16 protein-coding genes are annotated in these 20,293 nt (G+C 43.8%); 10 read left to right on the forward strand and 6 right to left on the reverse strand.

Annotation, left to right across the window (positions count from 1 at the left end; genetic code table 11):
- The first annotated feature begins 179 nt into the window (after positions 1 to 179).
- Positions 180 to 791 (forward strand): metallophosphoesterase family protein, encoded by a 612-nt coding sequence (locus RF007C_RS01870; RefSeq protein ID WP_037296715.1) that lies wholly within the window; start codon positions 180 to 182, stop codon positions 789 to 791.
- Between the two features lie 69 nt (positions 792 to 860).
- Positions 861 to 1,478, forward strand: coding sequence for a nitroreductase family protein (locus RF007C_RS01875; protein ID WP_037296717.1), 618 nt, complete (start codon positions 861 to 863; stop codon positions 1,476 to 1,478).
- Positions 1,479 to 1,615: 137 nt separating this feature from the next.
- Here the strand turns inward: RF007C_RS01875 and cysK are convergent, their stop codons facing one another.
- Positions 1,616 to 2,548 (reverse strand): cysteine synthase A, encoded by a 933-nt coding sequence (gene cysK / locus RF007C_RS01880; RefSeq protein ID WP_037296724.1) that lies wholly within the window; start codon positions 2,546 to 2,548, stop codon positions 1,616 to 1,618.
- Positions 2,549 to 3,098: 550 nt separating this feature from the next.
- Between cysK and RF007C_RS01885 the strand changes: the two genes are divergently transcribed.
- On the forward strand, positions 3,099 to 4,253 hold the full coding sequence (locus tag RF007C_RS01885; protein ID WP_037296725.1) for an ABC transporter substrate-binding protein: 1,155 nt from the start codon (positions 3,099 to 3,101) through the stop codon (positions 4,251 to 4,253).
- A 159-nt stretch (positions 4,254 to 4,412) separates the two neighbouring features.
- Here the strand turns inward: RF007C_RS01885 and RF007C_RS16210 are convergent, their stop codons facing one another.
- On the reverse strand, positions 4,413 to 6,014 hold the full coding sequence (locus RF007C_RS16210; RefSeq protein WP_051456476.1) for a sensor histidine kinase: 1,602 nt from the start codon (positions 6,012 to 6,014) through the stop codon (positions 4,413 to 4,415).
- A 94-nt stretch (positions 6,015 to 6,108) separates the two neighbouring features.
- Here RF007C_RS16210 and RF007C_RS01895 point away from each other — a divergent pair, with 94 nt between their 5' ends.
- The 7 genes from RF007C_RS01895 (at position 6,109) to RF007C_RS01925 (ending at position 15,006) form a co-directional block, all read left to right on the forward strand.
- Positions 6,109 to 6,795: a response regulator transcription factor gene (locus RF007C_RS01895; protein ID WP_037296727.1), complete on the forward strand. Its 687-nt coding sequence runs from the start codon at positions 6,109 to 6,111 to the stop codon at positions 6,793 to 6,795.
- 122 nt (positions 6,796 to 6,917) lie between these two features.
- Positions 6,918 to 7,727: an SH3 domain-containing protein gene (locus RF007C_RS01900; protein WP_037296729.1), complete on the forward strand. Its 810-nt coding sequence runs from the start codon at positions 6,918 to 6,920 to the stop codon at positions 7,725 to 7,727.
- Positions 7,728 to 7,779: 52 nt separating this feature from the next.
- Entirely contained in the window at positions 7,780 to 8,829 is a 1,050-nt protein-coding gene (locus RF007C_RS01905) for a hypothetical protein (RefSeq protein WP_037296731.1), read from the forward strand.
- Positions 8,830 to 8,960: 131 nt separating this feature from the next.
- A complete protein-coding gene (locus RF007C_RS01910; protein ID WP_037296737.1) occupies positions 8,961 to 11,600 on the forward strand; it encodes a hypothetical protein in 2,640 nt (879 codons plus the stop codon).
- A gap of 31 nt (positions 11,601 to 11,631) precedes the next feature.
- Positions 11,632 to 12,141: a class D sortase gene (locus RF007C_RS01915; protein ID WP_161634863.1), complete on the forward strand. Its 510-nt coding sequence runs from the start codon at positions 11,632 to 11,634 to the stop codon at positions 12,139 to 12,141.
- 573 nt (positions 12,142 to 12,714) lie between these two features.
- A complete protein-coding gene (locus RF007C_RS01920; RefSeq protein WP_037296740.1) occupies positions 12,715 to 13,473 on the forward strand; it encodes a cytidine deaminase in 759 nt (252 codons plus the stop codon).
- Between the two features lie 18 nt (positions 13,474 to 13,491).
- Positions 13,492 to 15,006 (forward strand): sensor domain-containing diguanylate cyclase, encoded by a 1,515-nt coding sequence (locus RF007C_RS01925; RefSeq protein ID WP_019679316.1) that lies wholly within the window; start codon positions 13,492 to 13,494, stop codon positions 15,004 to 15,006.
- A 165-nt stretch (positions 15,007 to 15,171) separates the two neighbouring features.
- Here the strand turns inward: RF007C_RS01925 and RF007C_RS01930 are convergent, their stop codons facing one another.
- The 4 genes from RF007C_RS01930 to metE all read right to left on the reverse strand — a co-directional run bounded on the left by RF007C_RS01930 (position 15,172) and on the right by metE (position 20,258).
- Complete coding sequence (locus tag RF007C_RS01930; protein ID WP_037296742.1) at positions 15,172 to 16,008, reverse strand: hypothetical protein; 837 nt, start codon at positions 16,006 to 16,008, stop codon at positions 15,172 to 15,174.
- Between the two features lie 12 nt (positions 16,009 to 16,020).
- Positions 16,021 to 16,854 carry a hypothetical protein gene (locus RF007C_RS01935; RefSeq protein WP_037296745.1) on the reverse strand — a complete coding sequence of 278 codons (834 nt, stop codon included), beginning with the start codon at positions 16,852 to 16,854 and terminating at the stop codon, positions 16,021 to 16,023.
- 256 nt (positions 16,855 to 17,110) lie between these two features.
- Positions 17,111 to 17,998: a methylenetetrahydrofolate reductase [NAD(P)H] gene (metF, locus tag RF007C_RS01940; RefSeq protein ID WP_037296748.1), complete on the reverse strand. Its 888-nt coding sequence runs from the start codon at positions 17,996 to 17,998 to the stop codon at positions 17,111 to 17,113.
- Positions 17,985 to 20,258: a 5-methyltetrahydropteroyltriglutamate--homocysteine S-methyltransferase gene (metE, locus tag RF007C_RS01945; RefSeq protein ID WP_037296754.1), complete on the reverse strand. Its 2,274-nt coding sequence runs from the start codon at positions 20,256 to 20,258 to the stop codon at positions 17,985 to 17,987. The genes metF and metE overlap by 14 nt, the downstream gene beginning before the upstream one ends.
- Positions 20,259 to 20,293: the final 35 nt, after the last annotated feature.

The raw sequence follows: 20,293 nt of genomic DNA on the forward strand, positions 1-20,293 counted from the left end.
AGCTCCCTCAGGAACAAAAACTGAGGGAGTATTTTTCATAAAGCACGGAATATGGCTTGTATTGACATAGAAAATGTATTCTGATATAATTTCTATTATGACGGACGGTCGCTTTCATAGCCGTTTTGTCACTGTATCATACCATGGATCGTTCATGGAGCCAAGGAAAGGATGAGTTTATGAAAATCGCAGTATTCACAGATGTACACGGAAACCTTAAAGCTTTAAAGGCCGTACTCAGACAGATCAGAGAAAAGAGCCCCGACCTGAAAGTATTTTTGGGAGATATTTTTCAGCGCGGCAATGAAGAGATCGAATGTCTCGAGCTTTTAAAGGACAGTAATGTAATATGCTTAAAGGGCAACTGTGAGCTTTACGCTGCCTACGGAGTCGATGTTGATCCTGATGTAGAGCATCTGAGGGATTATTATGACGGTATCAGAAAAAAGCTTACAGATGAGCATATGCAGTTCATCAGGCAGATGCCTTTGTTCTATGAATACGAATATCATGGACATAAATATCATTTCTCTCATTTCCTCTTTAAGGATATCAATGCTGCTTATCCGTTTTTGCAGCTGGCAGACCTTAAAAACGGTGTATTTGACAAGGTATGCAAGACGGAGGACGTTACGAAATATGATCTTGTTGCCATCGGTCATTCCCATCAGAATTTCGTGAACGGAAATGTAGTTTCCGTATCGGCTTCGGGACTGGAAGGAGCTTCATACCTTCTTATCGAAGACAGCGGTGACGCTGTCAGCTTTGAACATATCAGCATTGATGCTTAACTTAGTATCATCAACGGTATTATGCTATAATGCTTGATGAAAAAACAGGTTTAACAGGAGGAACAGGGTATGGATTTTTATAAAGTTATCAATAAAAGAAGCAGCGTTCGTGATTTCGCGGATGAAACGATCCCGCAGGAAACCTTGAAGCGTATTATTGAGTCGGCTTATAAAGCACCGACCAACGATCATTTCAGGGACTGGCATTTTATAGTTGTTACAGATAAAGCAGTCATGCGCGAGGTGCTTGAGGGAGTTCCCAAAAATCTGACTGTTAAGGATGTCGATAATATGACTTTCATATCCGATCCTGTCCAGAAGGAAAGCTATCAGTTTGCCGTTCCGAAACAGTATAGTATGCTTATCAATGCAGCAGCGGTCATTATTCCGCTTATGAAGAAAAAGGTCGATGTGCTCCATCCTGCCGACCTCTCTCATCTGAATTGTTTTGCATCCGTCTGGTGCAGTATCGAGAACCTCTGGCTTGCCGCAACAGCAGAGGGATACGGCTGCAATCTTCGTATCACCTGCGGCAATGAGGAGGAACTGGCAAGAAAGGCAACCGGATTTCCGGAGGAATACATGATCCCCTGCTTTATCGGCATTGGCAGACCTGCCGAAAATGCCGTCCGTACGAAACAGCTTATCCCCGATCTGGAAAAACAGCTGCACTGGCAGAAATTCTGATATATACATGAAGAATAACAGTATGGAGAAGCCCCGCGATATCCGCGGCACTCATACAGAAGTTTTATAATAACTACTGAGAAAGCCCCTTCTTCGGAAGGGGCTTTCTCAATGGGTATTATAGGAATATATTTATATCAGTCACTGAAAAGAGGTGTGGAGTAGTATCTGTCGCCGCTGTCGGGAAGCAGAGCAACGATAGTCTTGCCCTTGTTCTCAGGTCTCTTTGCCAGCTCTAATGCTGCATAGTAAGCAGCTCCTGCGGAGATTCCCACAAGGATTCCCTCCTGCTTTGCGATAAGCTTTGATGTCTCAAATGAATCCTCGTTGGATACTGCGATAACATCATCGTATACATCCGTATTGAGCGTCTTGGGAACAAAGCCTGCACCGATACCCTGGATCTTGTGAGGACCTGCCGTCCCCTTTGAAAGTACGGGAGAATCCTCAGGCTCAACTGCAACTACCTTGACATTTGGGTTCTTGGATTTGAGGTATTCGCCTGTACCTGTTACTGTACCGCCTGTACCTACACCTGCGACAAAGATATCTACCTTTCCGTCAGTATCGTTCCATACCTCGGGACCTGTTGTAAGTCTGTGTATCTCGGGGTTTGCGGGGTTCTCAAACTGCTCAGGAACAAAGCTGTCAGGAGTTTCCTTTGCAAGCTCCTCAGCCTTTGCGATAGCACCCTTCATTCCCTTTGAGCCCTCTGTGAGAACGATCTCTGCGCCGTAAGCCTTGAGGATATTTCTTCTCTCAACGCTCATGGTCTCGGGCATTGTAAGGATTATCTTATAGCCCTTTGCAGCTGCGATGGAAGCAAGACCGATACCTGTATTGCCTGATGTAGGCTCAATGATAGTGGAGCCAGCCTTGAGAAGTCCCTTTTTCTCAGCGTCCTCGATCATAGCAAGTGCAATTCTGTCCTTGACACTTCCCGCGGGATTGAAGTATTCAAGCTTTGCGAGCACTGTTGCTTCAAGGCCCTGTGATTTTTCAATATTTGTGAACTCCACAAGAGGAGTATTACCTATAAGGCCGGTAGCGCCCTTATAAATTTTTGACATAATGATTTCCTCCTTCTGATAGAAAATCTATAATTCCTATCTGTTAACAGTATTATACACCTGTTTCCGTGTAAAATCAATACCTTTTAGTATTCTTTTTGTTTATCCTGAGTTATAGCCTGTGCCTATAACTCGAATATCCGTAAAAAAACCGCTCCTTCATCAAACTATCCATTAATGCGGATCAAAGCCGTAACAACAGCATTTGCGCCGTATGCTGCCAATGTATCCGCTTCGTAGCCTCATTACTATAGGTGGTGTCAATAAAAAGCCAACGTTACATAAAGCAGATTCTTAGCTTCATTATAATGGTATATAACCGAGCGTATTGCACGAAAACCGCTTATATGTATTTGCTATTGCCCATAATGTGTTTATTGTATTGGACAGATCAGCTTCCGTATGCTATGATAGACACATAGAAAAAACAAGGGGTGATGATAATGACAAACACACTATCAATTACAAGAATGATGCGAATGCGATGTTGTACTTCGATGTAATAATATAAAGAAAAAACAAGAAAAAAAGGATAAAAAGGTGATTAATAATGAAGAATTACAGATTAAAGTTTATTTTCGTTCTTGCAGCAGCTGCATTGTTAACAGGCTGCGCAGGACTCAATGAATCGAGTCCTGCCAAAACATCCGAGCCCGCCGCAAGCAGTTCCGCTGAAAGCGGTACTGCTTCTGAAGCAGCAGAAGAAGCTGCGGCCGGAAAAACTGAGACCGCTGCTCCCGAAAAGGCCGACATATCCATTGGATACCTGAACTCTACGGCACATCTTCTCGCCTTTGTGGCACAGGAAGAGGGCTACTTCAAGGAGGAAGGCCTTAATGCGACTCTTACCCAGTTTTCAAGTGCCTCCGAGCTCATAAACGGACTGGAGTCCGACAAGCTTGACGTTGCATTCATCGGTTCCGTACCCACTCTCACATTCCAGAGCCAGGGACATGAAGTCTCGATATTCGGCGGCGCTATGACAAACGGTCACGGCTACGTTATAAAATCGGAGTTCACAGACAAGGACGAAGCAGGCGTGGAGGTCCTCAAAGGCCGAAATGTCGCCTCAGTCAAGAACAGCGTTCAGGACGCAGAGCTCCAGATCCTTCTCAGAGACGCAGGCATTGAGATAGGCAAGGGCGATGACAAGGTTAACATCGTATACTTCGACAGCCAGAAGGACGCCTATGCAGCACTGCTCAACAGCTCCATCGACGCAGCTTCCGTATATTCGCCGTATGCTTCACTTGCAAAGTCACAGGGCTACAAGGTCGTATACTACTGCGCTCATGAAAAGGCTCTTGAAAACCAGCCCTGCTGCCGTCAGGTCGCCAAGACATCCGCTCTCAGCGATAATCCCAACACATACATTGCTCTTGAGCGGGCATTTATCAAGGCTTATCATTTTACCCAGTCCGACCACGATAAGACAATTAAGGACGTCAAGAAGTACATTGACATAGACGAAGAATTCATCGATACAGAGGTCTACGGAGGATACAGTGTATCGAGTCCGGATCCCGACAAGACCGGAACTCTAACCCTGAAGGACACCATCATTGATCTCGGCTATACCAACGATTACGATATCGAACCCCATTATAATACCGATATATACAAAAAAGCTCTCGACAGCATCCTTGCCGAAAGCTCTGATGATATATATAAATCACTGGAAAAGCACTTCAATGAATTTGAATAATACCCGTTTCAAGAAATACGGCAGGCCAATGGCCTGCCGTATTGTTTTATCTGCTCCCAGTTATGTTTTATAACATAAAAAAGTGGTATTTATATCACATCATTTACATTTTTTATATTGTTTTTATTAATAAAGTATGTTATGATATAATATACGTTATTATTGAATAGGCAGAGTGAACATAAAAGCTGTTCCCTTGCCTGCCTGGCTTTCTGCCCATATCCTGCCGCCGTGAGACTCGATTATGAACTTACAGATGAAAAGTCCGAGTCCCGTGCCCGTTTCGGAGTGCTTACCCTTGTAGTACCGCTCCCAGATATGAGGCATATCCTCTTCGGAGATACCGCTTCCCGTATCCTTTACGGTCGCTTTGATAAAGCTGCCCTCCGCCTCTGCCTTGACCAGTATCGTACCGTTTTTCGTATGTTTGAGCGCATTGGAAATAAGATTTACAAAGACACGCTGCAATCTTGAGCTGTCGGCCTTTACCTCAGGCAGTTCCAACGGTATGCGAAGCGCAAGCTTGTTATTGTTCTTGTTCAGTACGGCAAAATATGTCTCGATAGTCTCGCGTACCAGCTTATCCAGATCACATGGAGCAAGATCCAGCAGCATACGTCCTTCCTCGATTCGCGTAACATCAAGGATCTGCGTTACCATGAGTGCCATTCGGTTGGCTTCAGAGGTGATACGCTTCAGTTTTTCCTGTACAAGTGAAATATCGCCGCCGTTTACAAGTTCCATTTCCGCATTCTGAGCATAGCCCGACATGGCTGCAAGAGGAGTTTTCAGCTCGTGGGAAGCGTCCGACAGGAAGGTCGTCTTCATTTCGTTGACCTTTACCAGCATATCATGCTCGGAAACGATGGGATCCGAAAGCTTTTTGGAGAGGACCACCAAAACAATTATGAAAACGAGCAGAACGCCCAGGATAAGACTTATCATGATGAAAATGTACTTTTTGAAAAGGCCGTTCATATAATCCAGCAGCCTGCTGTTCTTTTCATCGACATTTTTCCTGACCGGAACTATCCAGTCGTTAACATCATACATTACTACTCCGAAGCAATGATTGTAATATGCTACTGTGGAGGTATTGGTCCAGACAATAATATATCCGTTACCGTTTCTCGTGTAAGCACCGCGTTCTTCCGTAAAATGCTCATACATATAGTCGGAAATATCGGGCTGATCCTCATAATATCCCGAATCATACCGCTTTTTTTCGTATGAAGAGGGAGTTTTAACGGTATTGTCACTGTCAAAGGCTGCAAATACCTCATCCATATCGTGGTTTGATTCATCGGAAAAATCCAGATTGTAAGTCTGGAAGTCCACGCCGTCAAAGGTAAAGAAAAAACGCGGATCATTGCCCGAAAGCTCGGCAGCTGCCTGGTTATTCAGGAAAAAGCGGATATTCTTTTCAACGCTTTCATCCTCACGCCAATCGGCATTCACATCGTATGGGCCGAAGTATTCAAATTCGTTTTCATACAGTGCCTGCAGCATATACTGAGCGTTGCACAGGTGGCTCAGTTCCATCTGCAAAGAGGAGACAAGCTGCTGATAGTAGATATCTGATGTGGTATCAAAGGTCTCCTCGGTAAGCTTTGAAGTATTGTCTGCCACCGCCTCGGCGGTCTGCTTATATACGATGTTAAATATAAGAGTACATATAACCATGACGGTTATAAGGCAGATTATCATAGTCGATAAAAGCCGTCGCCGCAGTGTACGGCTTTTAGATATATTCTTGTTCATTTCCGTATGCTCCTTTCAGTATACTGAATACATTATACCATACTTTTATAAATAAGTGTATAGAATTACGAAATTGTAATCACAGGGGGTTATTATGTCACACATATTATTAGTGGAAGATGATTCAGACATCATGCGCATCAACAGGTCATTCCTTGAAAAAGAAGGATATACCGTCCATTGTGCGGATTCCGTACAGACTGCTTCATTTATGCTGGAAGAGTGCATCCCCGACCTTGTACTGCTGGATGTCATGCTTCCGGACGGTGACGGAATGGATTTCTGCAAGATATTGCGTCAGAAAACACAGGCTCCCGTAATATTCCTTACAGCCCGTGACGAGAACGACAGCGTTGTAATGGGCTTCAGAAGCGGAGGCGACGATTATATAACCAAGCCTTACGACCTGAACGTGCTGAAAGCGCGTATAGAAGTCCAGCTCCGCCGAAATGTCAAGCAGGCTCCACAGCATCCGAAAATAGAGCTCCCCAGCCTTACCATTGACCTTTTTTCGGGTACCGTCACCCTTGATGACAATGAATACTACCTGCCTCAGCGCGAGCTTCAGATATTATATATGCTGGCTTCAAAGATAGGCTCACGCATAAGCTACCGCGATATATACAAGACGATATACAGCTGTGATGTGGATGATAACAAAAATACCATAAGAGTAAACATCTCTCGTCTTAAAAAGCACCTCAACATGGACGATATGTGCACATACGAGATAGCAGCCACCTCCGAGGGAGAGTACGTTCTCCGCCGTGTTATATTCTGAACAGAACTGTTGCCGATTACAAATTTGTAATTCCGGACACAAGGACGAAAAAACGTGTTATCATGTAATTACACCAAGGGAGACACTTCCCTGAAAGTTTTAAAACGGAAGAGGTAATTATTATGAAAAAAACAGTCATTTGTCTTGCAATACTCACCATGATGTCAGCAGCAGTTTCATGTGGAAATACAGGAAACAACGGCACCTTGGAAAACAGTCAGAAAACAACAACGTCTTCAGCAGTGACAACTGCTGTACCGGAAGCTTCAAAAGCTGAAAAGACAACAGCTGCCAATGTATCAGCTAAGTCTGAGACAGAGAACAAGGCAAAGGATACTGAACAGAACGCTCCGACCTTTAATGAATCTGACCGTCTCTTCGGCGGATATGTTGCTACTCAAGGAGACGACCTGAACCTCCGAAATGAGCCGTTCCCCACAGCAGATATAATCGATACTATCCCCAATGGCACTCAGATAGACATCTACTCATGCGGACGAGCAGGCTGGTACTGCACTGTATTCAAAGGAAAGTCAGGCTATGTAAGCGCAGACTACATCAAGGAGATAGAGTCCTACGATGCAGGTACAGAGACTGCAAACATCTACGGATACTATCCCGTTACAGAACAGCCCAGGACAAGCATTGCCGTATCAGACCTTGAAGGAACATGGACCTGCGGAGATGATACCATCACATTCCATGATTGCAGCTGGAACGCAGGACAGTTTGAAATGAAAACGACCTATTACGATATTCAGGGCAGCGTTTTACTTGAATACACCCTCACTCCCGATAATATGGAGGAAATGTGGTACACTCTCTATAATAAAGAAGGCGCTTTTGTTACAGCATTCCATGCTGAAAGCGGCATACAGCTCACAGATATATATGCAGGTCAGTCAGGGGATCCTCATTACACCCGCAAGTGATAATATCTGTGTAAGAAAAACAATCTATGTCTTAGGAAATGAAGTGATCATTATGAAAAAAACAGCCTATTGCCTTGCATTGCTCGCAATGATGGCTGCAACAGTCTCCTGCGGTAAAACCTCTGCCGACACCTCGGAACCTGAAAAGCCGCTCAATTCCGTAACAACTGCGGCTTCCGGGAACACAGATACTGCTCAGACGACCAAAGTGACCGTCAATGAGAAAAAAGCTGCAAGGACTACCGCCAACAACGATAAGCACGGACAACTTGAATTAACAAGTGATATAAATGAGATCAAAGGCTTCTGGGTGGAGGAAAACGTACTTGATCCGAGAACGATCAACATCATGGAGGACGGCAGCTTTGAACTGAAATATAAGGGCGGCGGTTCCATGACCGGAACTGTAAGAAAGATCACAGAAGTATACCCCGACGGTAACGTTGTATATTATCAGTTCTGTGATGCAGACGGAGAATTCTGGGAATACTTCTTCAAGGACATAACAGATACAACTCAGGACCGTATCACGGCAGGTCAGGGTGAGGATATGCTATGCTTCATCCGCAGCAAGGACAATACATCTCCCGCCGGCAATGATACTCCTGCAAATAATGTCAGCAGAGAGCCTGCTCCCTCTATCCCCGAAGCAAAGGATATAAGGGACGCTCTTGCTTTTGCAGATGCCCTTGCCTGCGGCGGAGGCATAAAAACAGACATGGATTCGGAATACAGGACCGACGACGGAACTATCTATCATAAGTCCACGGATAATATATATACATCAACTGCTGACGTGCGCGAATACCTTACAAGATACATGACGGACACATTTATCAGCAGCAGCTATGAGCATCTTCTCGGAACAGACCATCCCAAATGCATTGACGTAAACGGCAGACTTTATATCGAATACCGTCCTATGGGCAGCAGATACTCCTTCACGTACGAGGATCCTGAGATCACCGTTTCCTCAGCCTATCCCGACGGGTACTCCATAAATATAAAAAATGATGATTACGGTGCAGAGGTCATAGTTACGGTTGATGTTATAAAGGACAACGGAAGCTGGAAAATAACAGGGGTAAATGACAGCTTCTGAACGGTCACACAAAAACAGAATTACAATTTTGTAATTCTGCGCAAAAAACGTATAAACTGTGTTATTATATAATCACAGTAAAGGCATAAAGCCGAAACTAATCTATTTTATTAAGGAATGAGGTAATAATTATGAAAAAAATGATTTCTTGTCTCGCAGCACTTGCTTTGCTCGCAGCAATGCCTGCAGCTTCAGCTTTTGCAGCAGAAACAGCACCCGCTTCAGCATCAGCAGAAGCAGCTTACGATGAAACAGACATCAGGAACCTTGCAGGTCAGTGGAAGTATCAGGTAGCTCCCGAAGGCATGAATATAACGGCGGGCATGACCGACAACGGCATAGTGACCGTTAAAGAAGACGGTACATATACATATACCGACCTTGAAGGCAATACACATTCAGGTACAGTAAAGCTTGATTATGATACATTCGGCGGGGAATACAAAGTTCCGTTCTTTGCATTCTATGAGGGAGACAGCTTCTTCATCGGCTGCTACTGTCAGCAGAATAACCCCAATGCATTTATCATCGGAAACGGCGGAACAGCTCAGCTGTTATCTGTTGACGCTGACTTTTCGGCAATAGAAGGCGAATGGGAAGCGGCTGACGTTGACGGAAGAGTCTTCAATATCTATCAGAACGGTGCATATACCGTTACTTATACCGACGATTCCACAGAAAATGGTTTCATCACCATCGGAAGCAAGATGTTTGCCGAGGACGACGGCGGCAAGTGGTACAATTTCTACAACGAAAGCGGAATGGCATGGATCGGCTTCCCCGTTACCGAAAACAAGACTGTCAATGAGCTGAAAGCAGGAGATTTTACTCTCAGGCGCAAAACAAATAAATACGGAGATCCCCTGAATCAATACGGATTCTACGAGCCCGCAGAGTATCCTGCAGCAGGCTTAAGCACAGCTGCTCTTATCGGCACATGGAATGATGCTGCAGACACTGAGGCTGTGCTTACCATCACCGAAGGCAGAAGCTTCTATAACAGCAAGTTTGAGTATATCAACGGAACAGAGACTGTAAGAGGTTTCATAGATCTGGAATACCTCATTGATACTGAGGGCAGCAAAGAATATCGTTACAACTTCTATAATATCGACGGAGCATTCTGGTACAGCTTCAAGGCAGACGGAAATGTTCCTCTGAACGATATTTACTCAGGCAATGACGAAGAAATACATTTTGTCCGTCAGGAAGACGAAAAAAATGCCGACAAGAGCGAGATCGCAGCAGCAAGACTGAATGATCTCAACACTATCAACGGTATACTTTTTGCAAGTCCTGTATATACAGCAGAGGACAATGCGATCAAGGAGTATGTAAAGGTAACCGATGAGCGTTTTACTTCTGTTTCGGCTTTTAAGGACTTCATAAAACAGACCTGTACAGAATCACTTCAAGAAGATCTTTTAAACAGCTGCGATGAATGCCTTATGGAAAAGAACGGTTCGCTCTATGCAAAGAAGGCAGGAATGTCATACATTATATTTGCAACGGAAGCTGATATAAATGTTACAGATCCTGCGATGAATCGTTTCAGAGTATACACAAATCATAATGACGCTCTTTACGGCCCTGCAACGGCTGCATTCTTCTTCGATGACGGAAGATGGAAGATAAGCAGCTATAGCAGCGGTATATATGTAGATACTGCGTCTGATAAGGAGGATAAGACTGAGGGTGCCAAAAGAGTTATGAAAAACTTCAATGTAATTATGGCATTAACCGGTGCAAGTCCTGCTTATACTGCCGATGACGGAAAAGTAAATGGTTATGTAAAGGTAACTGACAGCCGTTTTACTTCTATAGCTGACCTATATGCATTTGTTGCAGATAATTTCACAGGAGAAGCAAAAGAAGTTTTTAACAGGTACATTGATGGTTATTTCATTGAGAAGGACGGTTCACTCTATGTACAATTTATACCGCGTTCTTTCTATCAGTTCCATACAGAGAACGGTGTTACCATCAAAAATCCTGCTATGGACTACTGCACAGCCATAGCCAATAAGGGCGATGAACTCTTCGGTGTTGGCAAAGCATTACTCAAATGCGAAAACGGCAAATGGCATATCGAAAGCTATGAATTCGGTGATTTTTACGGAGCCGAAATGCATGATGTTTCTGAGATATCAGGCACATGGGACGAAGTTGATACACTTTATCCAAGAACCCTTATTATAAGGGACGACGGTTCTTTTAACCTTATCTTCATTGACGGAAGATTAATGTACGGTACTGTTAAGGTAGAAGACATCGGTTATCCTAACGGCAGCATGCAGACATGGTTCAATCTCTACGACGAAAACAATGAGTTCTATACAGGCTTTGAAGCAACTTCACAGACTCCTCTTAACGATCTCTATACAGGTCAGGACGGATCACAGCATTTTGTCCGCTATATAGAACCTGAGTACAAATATTCAACAGATGAACTTCAGAAAATGGCTGCAAAGGATTATGAGGAAAAAACAGGTATCCGTCCGGCTGAAACACATTCAATGACTAATGTGGGCGGTTCCGTAACTGTTGTATTCACAGATAAAAACGGCGAGGATTTTGACGCATACACCGTTGATCCCGATACAGGCATCGGCGAGAAGTTCTCTGACGGCAGCGCGGTAAATCTCCCGCAGACAGGCAACAATTCACTGGCAATGGCAGGAGCGCTGGCGGGCGCATCAGCTCTTACACTTCTTGGTGTGGGCGCTGTGATCAAGTCCGGAAAGCTCCGCAAAAAAGAAGATGAAGAATAATATATCCGATACATTACAGAAGAAAAATAATATGCAGCGGGTCCTGTTTGCAGCAGGACTCATTGCAATATTTATCGGCACAGGTATACTCGGCTTTTTCGGTGCGAGGAAGATATACAGGGAATACCGCAAGTATCAGCTGATGCGTGATAATCCCGTTATCGAGATAACCGATCTGAAAATAAAAGCTCCGATACTCGAGGGAACGGATAACAAGACCATCTCAAGGGCAGTCGGCCACTTTATCGGAACAGGAGATCTCGGCAAAGGCAATTATTGCATTGCAGGCCACAGCAGTACAATCTACAAGGAGTATTTCAACAACCTGAAAAACGTCCGCAGCGGTATGCAGATAACACTGTATGACAAGCAGAAAAACCGCTATATCTATACAGTCAGGGAAAGCTTTATCGTTGATCCCGACGAAACATGGATACTTGACGATTTCGGTGATGACAGGATAACCATTGTCACCTGCACCGATGACGGAAAACAGCGGCAGGTCGTGGTCGGAATATACCAAAAAGCAGGCAGCCGCTGAGGCTGTCTGCTCTGTTATCATCAGGATAATCAGGCTGTAGAATCCCGCACCCGCAGTCTCGCATCTTGGCTGATATAATAACACTGTAAAACAGTGCAGCAGTTCACTTTTACTGCTGCACTTTTCTTTATATCAAATCAGTTGTTAACCATGGTTAACGATCGTATAAAAAATCAATGTATTCCGATAATAGATTTTTCAAAAGGCTGATCGTAAAACAACACAGCAGCGTTGTTTTAAATGCGGAGTTAATATATGGGCATCTTCGGCAATCGCTCATTTTACATTCCGACGTATTCTTTTTTATATATACAAATTGTATATCGCAAACAAGATTGATTAAAATTATAAAATATAGCTGCACAGAAAAACCGTCTATAATTGTTTGTTTTAAACAAAAAAGTGCTGAAATCAAAAATCTTTTATGCATTTCTCTTGAATTTAATTATACTATGTGGTATAATATCGGTATGATGTAAAGATATATTGGGAGCATTTAACACTTGGCCGGTGCATAAAAATGTTAAGAAATTTCTTGTTTTTGTACTGACTGCATGATATGAGGTGAAAAAAATGAACACAGATGCAATTTTTAACGCTGCACAGACTTTAGCAATAAAAATGCTTGAATCAGGTGCTTATGTTTCTCCCGCTGATACTGTATGTGCTCTCGAAGCTGCTTCGGGAAGGATCTATACTGGCATCAGCCGCACGGACATGAATATTGCTGTTCATGCTGAAGTAGATGCTGTAAGGAATATGCTTGCTTCGGGCGAAAGCACGATCAGAGGTCTTCTCCTTATCAGTACACAGAGCAGAACTCCTCTTCTGCCCTGCAACCAATGTTTAGGGTATATCCTGTCACTTTCTCCGGAGAACGGAGGATGTATGATAATGATGCCTGACAGAATGATCAACATCTATGATGTTTGTATGTTCGCTGCTCCTATGGGAAATCCCGCGCCTGCTCCGTTCATGGGCAATGCTATGCCGCGGAACACTCATGCGGCACCTGTCGTGCCAAATGTGCCGATACCTCCGGTCATGCCTGAGCCCGTCAACACTCCTGTATCGTCTGAGCCTGTTAGTACTCCTGTAACGCCCGAACCTGTCAGCAATCCTGTAGCAGCTGAACCGGTAAGGCCGGCTGCCAGTGAGAACAGTGTCAGTGTGCAGGAAGCCGATTTAGCAACAAATATGCAGAATGCAACGGGAGACCTTCTTAAGGGGAAAGTAAGCAGTCTTCTTAAAGTTGCAGCGGATGACGATACGGATGAATTTCTCGATAGTCTTCCGACAAAGAAAAAACGTTTCGGTCTATTTAAAAAATAAGGGTGGGAGGAAGTTAAAATGAAAGGTTCCAAGAAGATCTCAGCTATTACTTTACTGTTAATAATCCAGCTTGTGGTAATGATAATCCTGTCGATCATCATTACAGCGACAATCAGCTATACAACAAGACGAAACTCCATGCAGCATATGCAGACCATAATTGACGAACGTGCTCATATCATAAAGACTTATGTTAAAAACTCCGAGAATATCCTTACATATTACAGCAAGGCTTCACAGATCACAGATCTGCTGAAGGATCCCGAAAATACCGAGCTCCAGGAAAGAGCTCAGGCCTATACCGCAGCTTATTCTGCCGATATCGAAAACCTCGAGGGTATTTATGTCAGCGAATGGAACACTCACGTTCTCGCTCATACAAATCCCGAAGTTGTAGGCATGATAACCCGTAAGGATCCCGAGCCTCTGAAGCAGCTGCAGGACGCAATGCTGGCCGCAGGAAACGGCGTTTACGATACAGGTATCATCATATCTCCAGCCAGCGGCAAGCAGATCGTATCCATGTATAAGGCTGTATACGATGAAAACGGCAATCCAATAGGACTTGTTGGTATCGGTATATTTACAAACAGACTCATTGAAACTCTTGATTCGCTGAAGATAAAAGGTCTCAGCGAAACATCATACAGCATGGTAAATGTCAACGACAGCAAGTATGTATTCAACAAGAACAGCGATCTAGTAGGTCAGCTGGCCGAAAATCCCAAGATACAGTCTATATGCGCAAGCAATAAGGGCCGCAAGGCAAGTGATTCCGGAAGCTTTGAGCATAAGGAAAACGGCAAAAAGTACATCTCTATTTATTCCTATATCCCCGAGCACGGCTGGATACTAATGCTTGACGATACCAAGAAAGAGATATATTCTCTTACCAACGTCATGAGAATATATATGGGAATATTCGGACTTGCCATTATCGGTCTGATGCTTCTCTTCAGCTTCATAAACAAGAAGCAGGAAAAGGTAAATCAGAAGCTTGCTTCCACCATCGTCAAGAGCAATAAGACCAAGGAATCGCTCTATACCGCGATGTTCAAGGACGTTCTCACAGAGACCAGCAACCGTATCGCCTTCTCTATGGACATTGACGAAGCCAACAAGCAGAAGAAGCCTTATTACTTCGTAATGTTCGATATCGATAACTTCAGCGGAGTAAACGCTAAGTACGGAAACGACGTAGGCGACTGGCTCCTTGTAAAGACTTCCGAAACGCTCAGGCAGGTATTCAAGGACGGAAAGCTCTACCGCACAGGCTCTGACGAATTTGTTGTTGCGATACCTGATAAAAGCGGAAATACAGCTTCCGATACTATAAATAATCTTGCGTCCGAAGCTTACCGTAAGCTCACATCTACTCAGACAACTCCCATGGGCAAGATCAACTTCGGATATAAGGCATCTGTGGTCAGAAAGAAGGGCGAGATCAATACAGCTGTCATAGCTGCCCTCAAGGATATGATAAACAACAATAATAATGCTGCATCAGGTCAGATCATGTATAAAGAGATGTAAAAACCAAACTAAGCTTACAGGCTATTAATCAAAACAGGTAGAACTTTTTATGTTCTGCCTGTTTTCTATTCTGTTATTTTTACTTATATTGAAAGTCAATACATGGTTCTTCGTCAGATAATTTTTCAACATATTCTCAATTAAGTATCATTTAATTTTACTCCTTTAATTATATTTTGAAAAAAAAACTTCAATATTGTATTCATTTTCGTTTCTAGTTGATAAGAACTCGTCTTGATATACCTTATTTTTATTTGAATTAAACGCAAAGCTGTAAAAACCTATATAATCTTCACTCTCGTAATATTCTCTTATATTACCATAGTCCATATTATTTACATCATAGTCTTTTACAACATTAATTCTATGACGTCCATCCAATTCATGCTCATAAAGCCATTTAGCGTAATTAACAGCGAATTCTTCCACCTGATCTGTGTTGCAAATATCTTCATTTACAAAAATAATGTCAGAAACGCCGAGTTTCCACTGGAAATCTCCGTCTACTACTTCATTTTTTTCAATATCGCAGGCATTTACACTGAAAAAAGCAATGACCTGATCGGATTTAAAATAATCCTTCATAAAGTCGTTTGCCATTCTCTCAGCGTAGTCGACGATTGATCTGTCACTGTAATCATCAGTAAAACCGTCCTTTGTTGCCCTGACGGTAACGGTATTTCTGCCGTAATCCGCTCCCAGTAATCTCGGATAAGCATACAGTGTTTCCGTCTGATTTGCAGCAGGTTCGAGATATCCCCCATAGATGAACTCCTCGTCATACTTCTCGTTGAGATAGGTTATCATCTCATAGATACGCTGTATCGAGCGCAGCTGAGAGTCTGTCAGCTGATCAGCCTCTGTGGGAAGTCCCTCTGCTGCAAGCACTTCCTTCTGCCAGTCGTTAAGGTTATTCACTGATTTAGTTCTATCTTTTGCACCGCAGGAGAACATAGCCGATATCATTACTGCTGCAGTGATAACTGAAAATATCTTTTTCATTTTTTATCCTTCTTATTTATATTTAGAAAAAAATTCATCTATTGAATAATCATTTAGAGCTCTTTCTCCTCTTAAATGCTCACTTTGTAATACATTTTTTTTATCTGAATCAAATCCAAAATTAAAATACCCTTTATAATAATCTGTATCATACATATCAGCTATTTCACCATACGTTATGTTAGTAACATCATATTGCTGTAGAATATTTATCCTATGGTCGCCACTTAATTCATGCTCATAAAGCCATTTAGCGTAATTAACAGCGAATTCTTCTACCTGCTCAGCATTGCAAATATCCTCATTCACAAAGATAATATCGGAAACGCCGAGCTTCCACTGGAAATCTCCGTCTACTACTTCATTTTTTTCAATATCGCAGGCATTTACACTGAAAAAAGCAATGACCTGATCGGATTTAAAATAATCCTTCATAAAGTCGTTTGCCATTTTCTCAGCGTAGTCGACGATTGATCTGTCACTGTAATCATCAGTAAAACCGTCTTTTGTTGCCCTGACTGTAACAGTATTCCTGCCGTAATCTGCTCCCAACAGCCGAGGATAAGCATACAGTGTTTCCATCTGATTTGCAGCAGGTTCGAGATATCCCCCATAGATGAACTCCTCGTCATACTTCTCGTTGAGATAGGTTATCATCTTGTAGATACGCTGAATTGAGCGCAGTTGAGAGTCTGTCAGTTCGTCGGCTTCCGTTGGAAGTCCCTCTGCTGCAAGAAGCTCCTTCTGCAAGTCGTTGAGTTCTTTAGTTTTTGTTGAAGTCCTGCCGCATGAGAAAAGTCCTGCTGTTAAAATTGCTGCAGCCAGTAGTGCGATGATTTTTTTCATTAGTATCACTCCTTTGAATGTATTATAGCACATTTCATCTGCTTGAAAAAGACGTCGTTTGTCATTAATCATGTGACATTTGTCACTTCATACGGCAACAGGACATAATGAACCCTGAAATAATAATAACGCAGCTCATTTGAGCTGCGTTATCCATAGGTAGAATGTTAAAAATGTAAGATCACGTGAATAATGCTGCTGTAAGACAGCTTTTACGACGTTAGTACAACAGTATTTACAGCTGCCCGCCTAAGGCCTATCTTACTGCCTGCAAGGAACGCTTTGCAGATATGAGGCTCTGTACAGCTTCGTATATTCTGTGAGCGACATAAGGATTGTTCATTGTATAGAGATGTATACCGTCCACGTCATCTGCAACCAGATCAATTATCTGATCAATTGCATATGCTATGCCTGCTTCACGCAATGCCGTTTCGTTGTCTTCATACTTTTCAAGGATACGGACAAATTTCCTTGGCAACTCAACGCCGCAAAGCTTCACCATACGCTCTATCTGACGCTTGTTGGTAACAGGCATAATACCTGCCTCAACAGGCACATTTATGCCTGCGATACGTGCCTTTTCATAAAAGTCATAGAAATATCCGTTATCAAGGAACAGCTGGCTTATAAGGTGATCCGCACCGCAGTCTACCTTATGCTTCAGCCACTTCATATCCTCAACGGCATTTCTGCTCTCGGGATGTATCTCGGGATAGCAGGCTGCTATAATATTGAAGTCATAATTATCCGCGATAAAGCTTATGAGTTCACTGGCGTGATGAAAATCACCGCTGCCTGACGAACCGTCGGCGCAGTCTCCGCGGAGAGCAAGGATATTCTCGATGCCATGCTCCTGCATACTGTCGAGTATTCCCCTTGCCTGCTCCTTTGTCAGGTCTATACACGGCAGATGAGCAACGCTCTCAACACCGTACCTGTTCTTTATATCGGAAGCTATCTGTATAGTCTTGCAGCCGTTTTTGCCGCCGCCTGCACCATAGGTCACGCTTATGAAATCGGGATGGATATCCGTCAGTTCATCGAGAGTATCATATATTACGCTCTCGTCCGCATCCGGCTTGGGCGGGAATATCTCAAGTGAGAATATCGTCATATTCTCAAATAATTCAGCAGTTTTCATTTCTCGCCTCTTTCGCAGCCTCTACCAGATTGGTAAGGCTGGGGACCGTTTCCTCGTTGCCTCTTGTTTTAAGTCCGCAGTCGGGATTTATCCACAGCTTTTCAGCAGGGATACGCTCCCTCATCTTGCTGATGGCAGACTTTATCTCCTCCTTTGAGGGAACTCTCGGAGAATGTATATCATATACTCCGGGGCCTACCTCTGTACGGAAATTGTTCTCCTTGAGCACATCAAGTATAGTAAGATCGGATCTTGACGCCTCAAAGGTTATAACGTCAGCGTCCATATCGTCAATATCCTTGATTATATCAGCAAACTCGCTGTAACACATATGGGTATGTATCTGTGTTTCTGCCTTTACGCCGCTATGAACGTATCTGAATGCAGGGATAGCCCAGTCAAGATAATCCTCTCTCCAGTCAGACCTGCGGAGGGGAAGCTTTTCACGGAGAGCGGCCTCGTCAACCTGTATGATGCTGATGCCGTTGGCTTCAAGGTCAAGTACCTCCTCGCGTATGGCAAGAGCTATCTGCAATGCGCTCTCTTTCAGTGTTATATCCTCTCTCGGGAAGGACCAGTTGAGTATGGTAACAGGTCCTGTGAGCATACCCTTTACAGGCTTGTCGGTAAGGCTCTGAGCGTATACAGACCATTTTACGGTCATAGGTCTGGCTCTGGATATGTCTCCCCAGATCACAGGGGGCTTTACGCAGCGGGTACCGTAGGACTGCACCCATGCCTTTTCCGTAAAGATATATCCGTCAAGGCACTCTCCGAAGTACTCCACCATATCGTTTCGCTCGAATTCGCCGTGTACCAGTACATCAAGGCCTATATTCTCCTGAAGTGCGATACACTCGGCTATCTTCTTCTCGATAAAGAACTCGTAATCGCTGTTGGAAAGCGCTCCCCTGCGGTTGGATTTACGTGCCGACTTGACCTCGGCAGTCTGGGGGAATGAGCCGATTGTAGTTGTGGGGAACAGGGGCAGATTGAATCTTGCCTTCTGTATCTTCTCGCGCTCTGCAAATGCAGGAAGTCTTACAAAATCCTTATCCGTAAGCGAAGCTACCTTTGCTCTTACAACTTCATTGCCGCCTGTTCTCGGCTCGCTGTGGAGAGCAAGATTGCGCCTGTATTCCTCAGTTTCCGCGGGGCACTGAGAGGCTGTTATCCTTTTCAGTTCCTCAAGCTCTGTGAGCTTTTCCTCCGCATAGGCAAAATGCTTTTTGCAGCGCTCCTCCAGCTTTGTTTCGTTTGCAAGAGTACAGGGAACGTGAAGAAGCGAACAGGAGGTATTTATAACTATATCCTCTGTATGCTTTGCCAGCTCCGTAAGTGTAAGAAGTGAGGTGGCATAATTGTTGCGCCAGATATTCTTACCGTTTACTACGCCCGCAAACAAAGCTTTTCCGCTTGGGAAGCCGTTTTTCTTTACTAATTCCAGCGACTTTTTGCCCTCGGTAAAATCAAGGCCTATGCCGTCGAATCCAAGTCCGCAAAGCTCATTATAACAGTCGCGGACATCTCCGAAGTAGGTCTGGGCAATGACCTTTACCCCGCCCTTGTCAGAGAGTATCTTCTCATAAAGAGCCTTGAAGAGCTCTGTATCCTCGCTGCTCATATCCATTACCAGTGAAGGCTCGTCGAACTGCACCCACTCTGCGCCCAGACCGCACAGCTTTTTCAGTATCTCCGAATATGCTGCGGCTGTCTGTGATATGAAGTCGGCTGCTTTCTTGTTTCCCTTGTATCTTGCAAGCTTCAGGAACGTATAAGCGCCGATAATAACGGGCTTTGTCCTAACTCCGCTTTCAAGAGCCTCTGCAAAGAGCTCAAAGGGTTTTGTTCCCACAAGCTTTATTTCGGTGCTGTCATCTATTTCAGGCACCATATAGTGATAGTTGGTGTTGTACCACTTCTTCATGGCCAGAGCCTTTACATCGCCCTTTTCTCCCTGATAGCCTCTTGCTGCCGCAAAATATGTGTCCAGCTTTGAAAGACCGAGGCTTGTATATCTCCCGGGGACTGCATTCAGAAGAAATGCCGTATCAAGCACTCCGTCATAGAATGAGAAGTCATTTGACGGTATAAGGTCAAGTCCGCTTTTTTTCTGGAGCTCCAGATTATATGAGCGTATCTCTCTTGCTGTCTTTTCAAGGTCTGCTGCTGTGATCTCTCCGCGGAAATACATCTCGCTTGCGAATTTGAGCTCACGAAGATTTCCTATTCTTGGGTATCCGATAATTGTTGTATTCATTGCCTATTCCTCCGATATGCTTTAGTAATGTTATT

Origin of the sequence: Ruminococcus flavefaciens 007c (genome assembly GCF_000571935.1) — a bacterium.
Lineage (GTDB): Bacteria > Bacillota > Clostridia > Oscillospirales > Ruminococcaceae > Ruminococcus > Ruminococcus flavefaciens_F.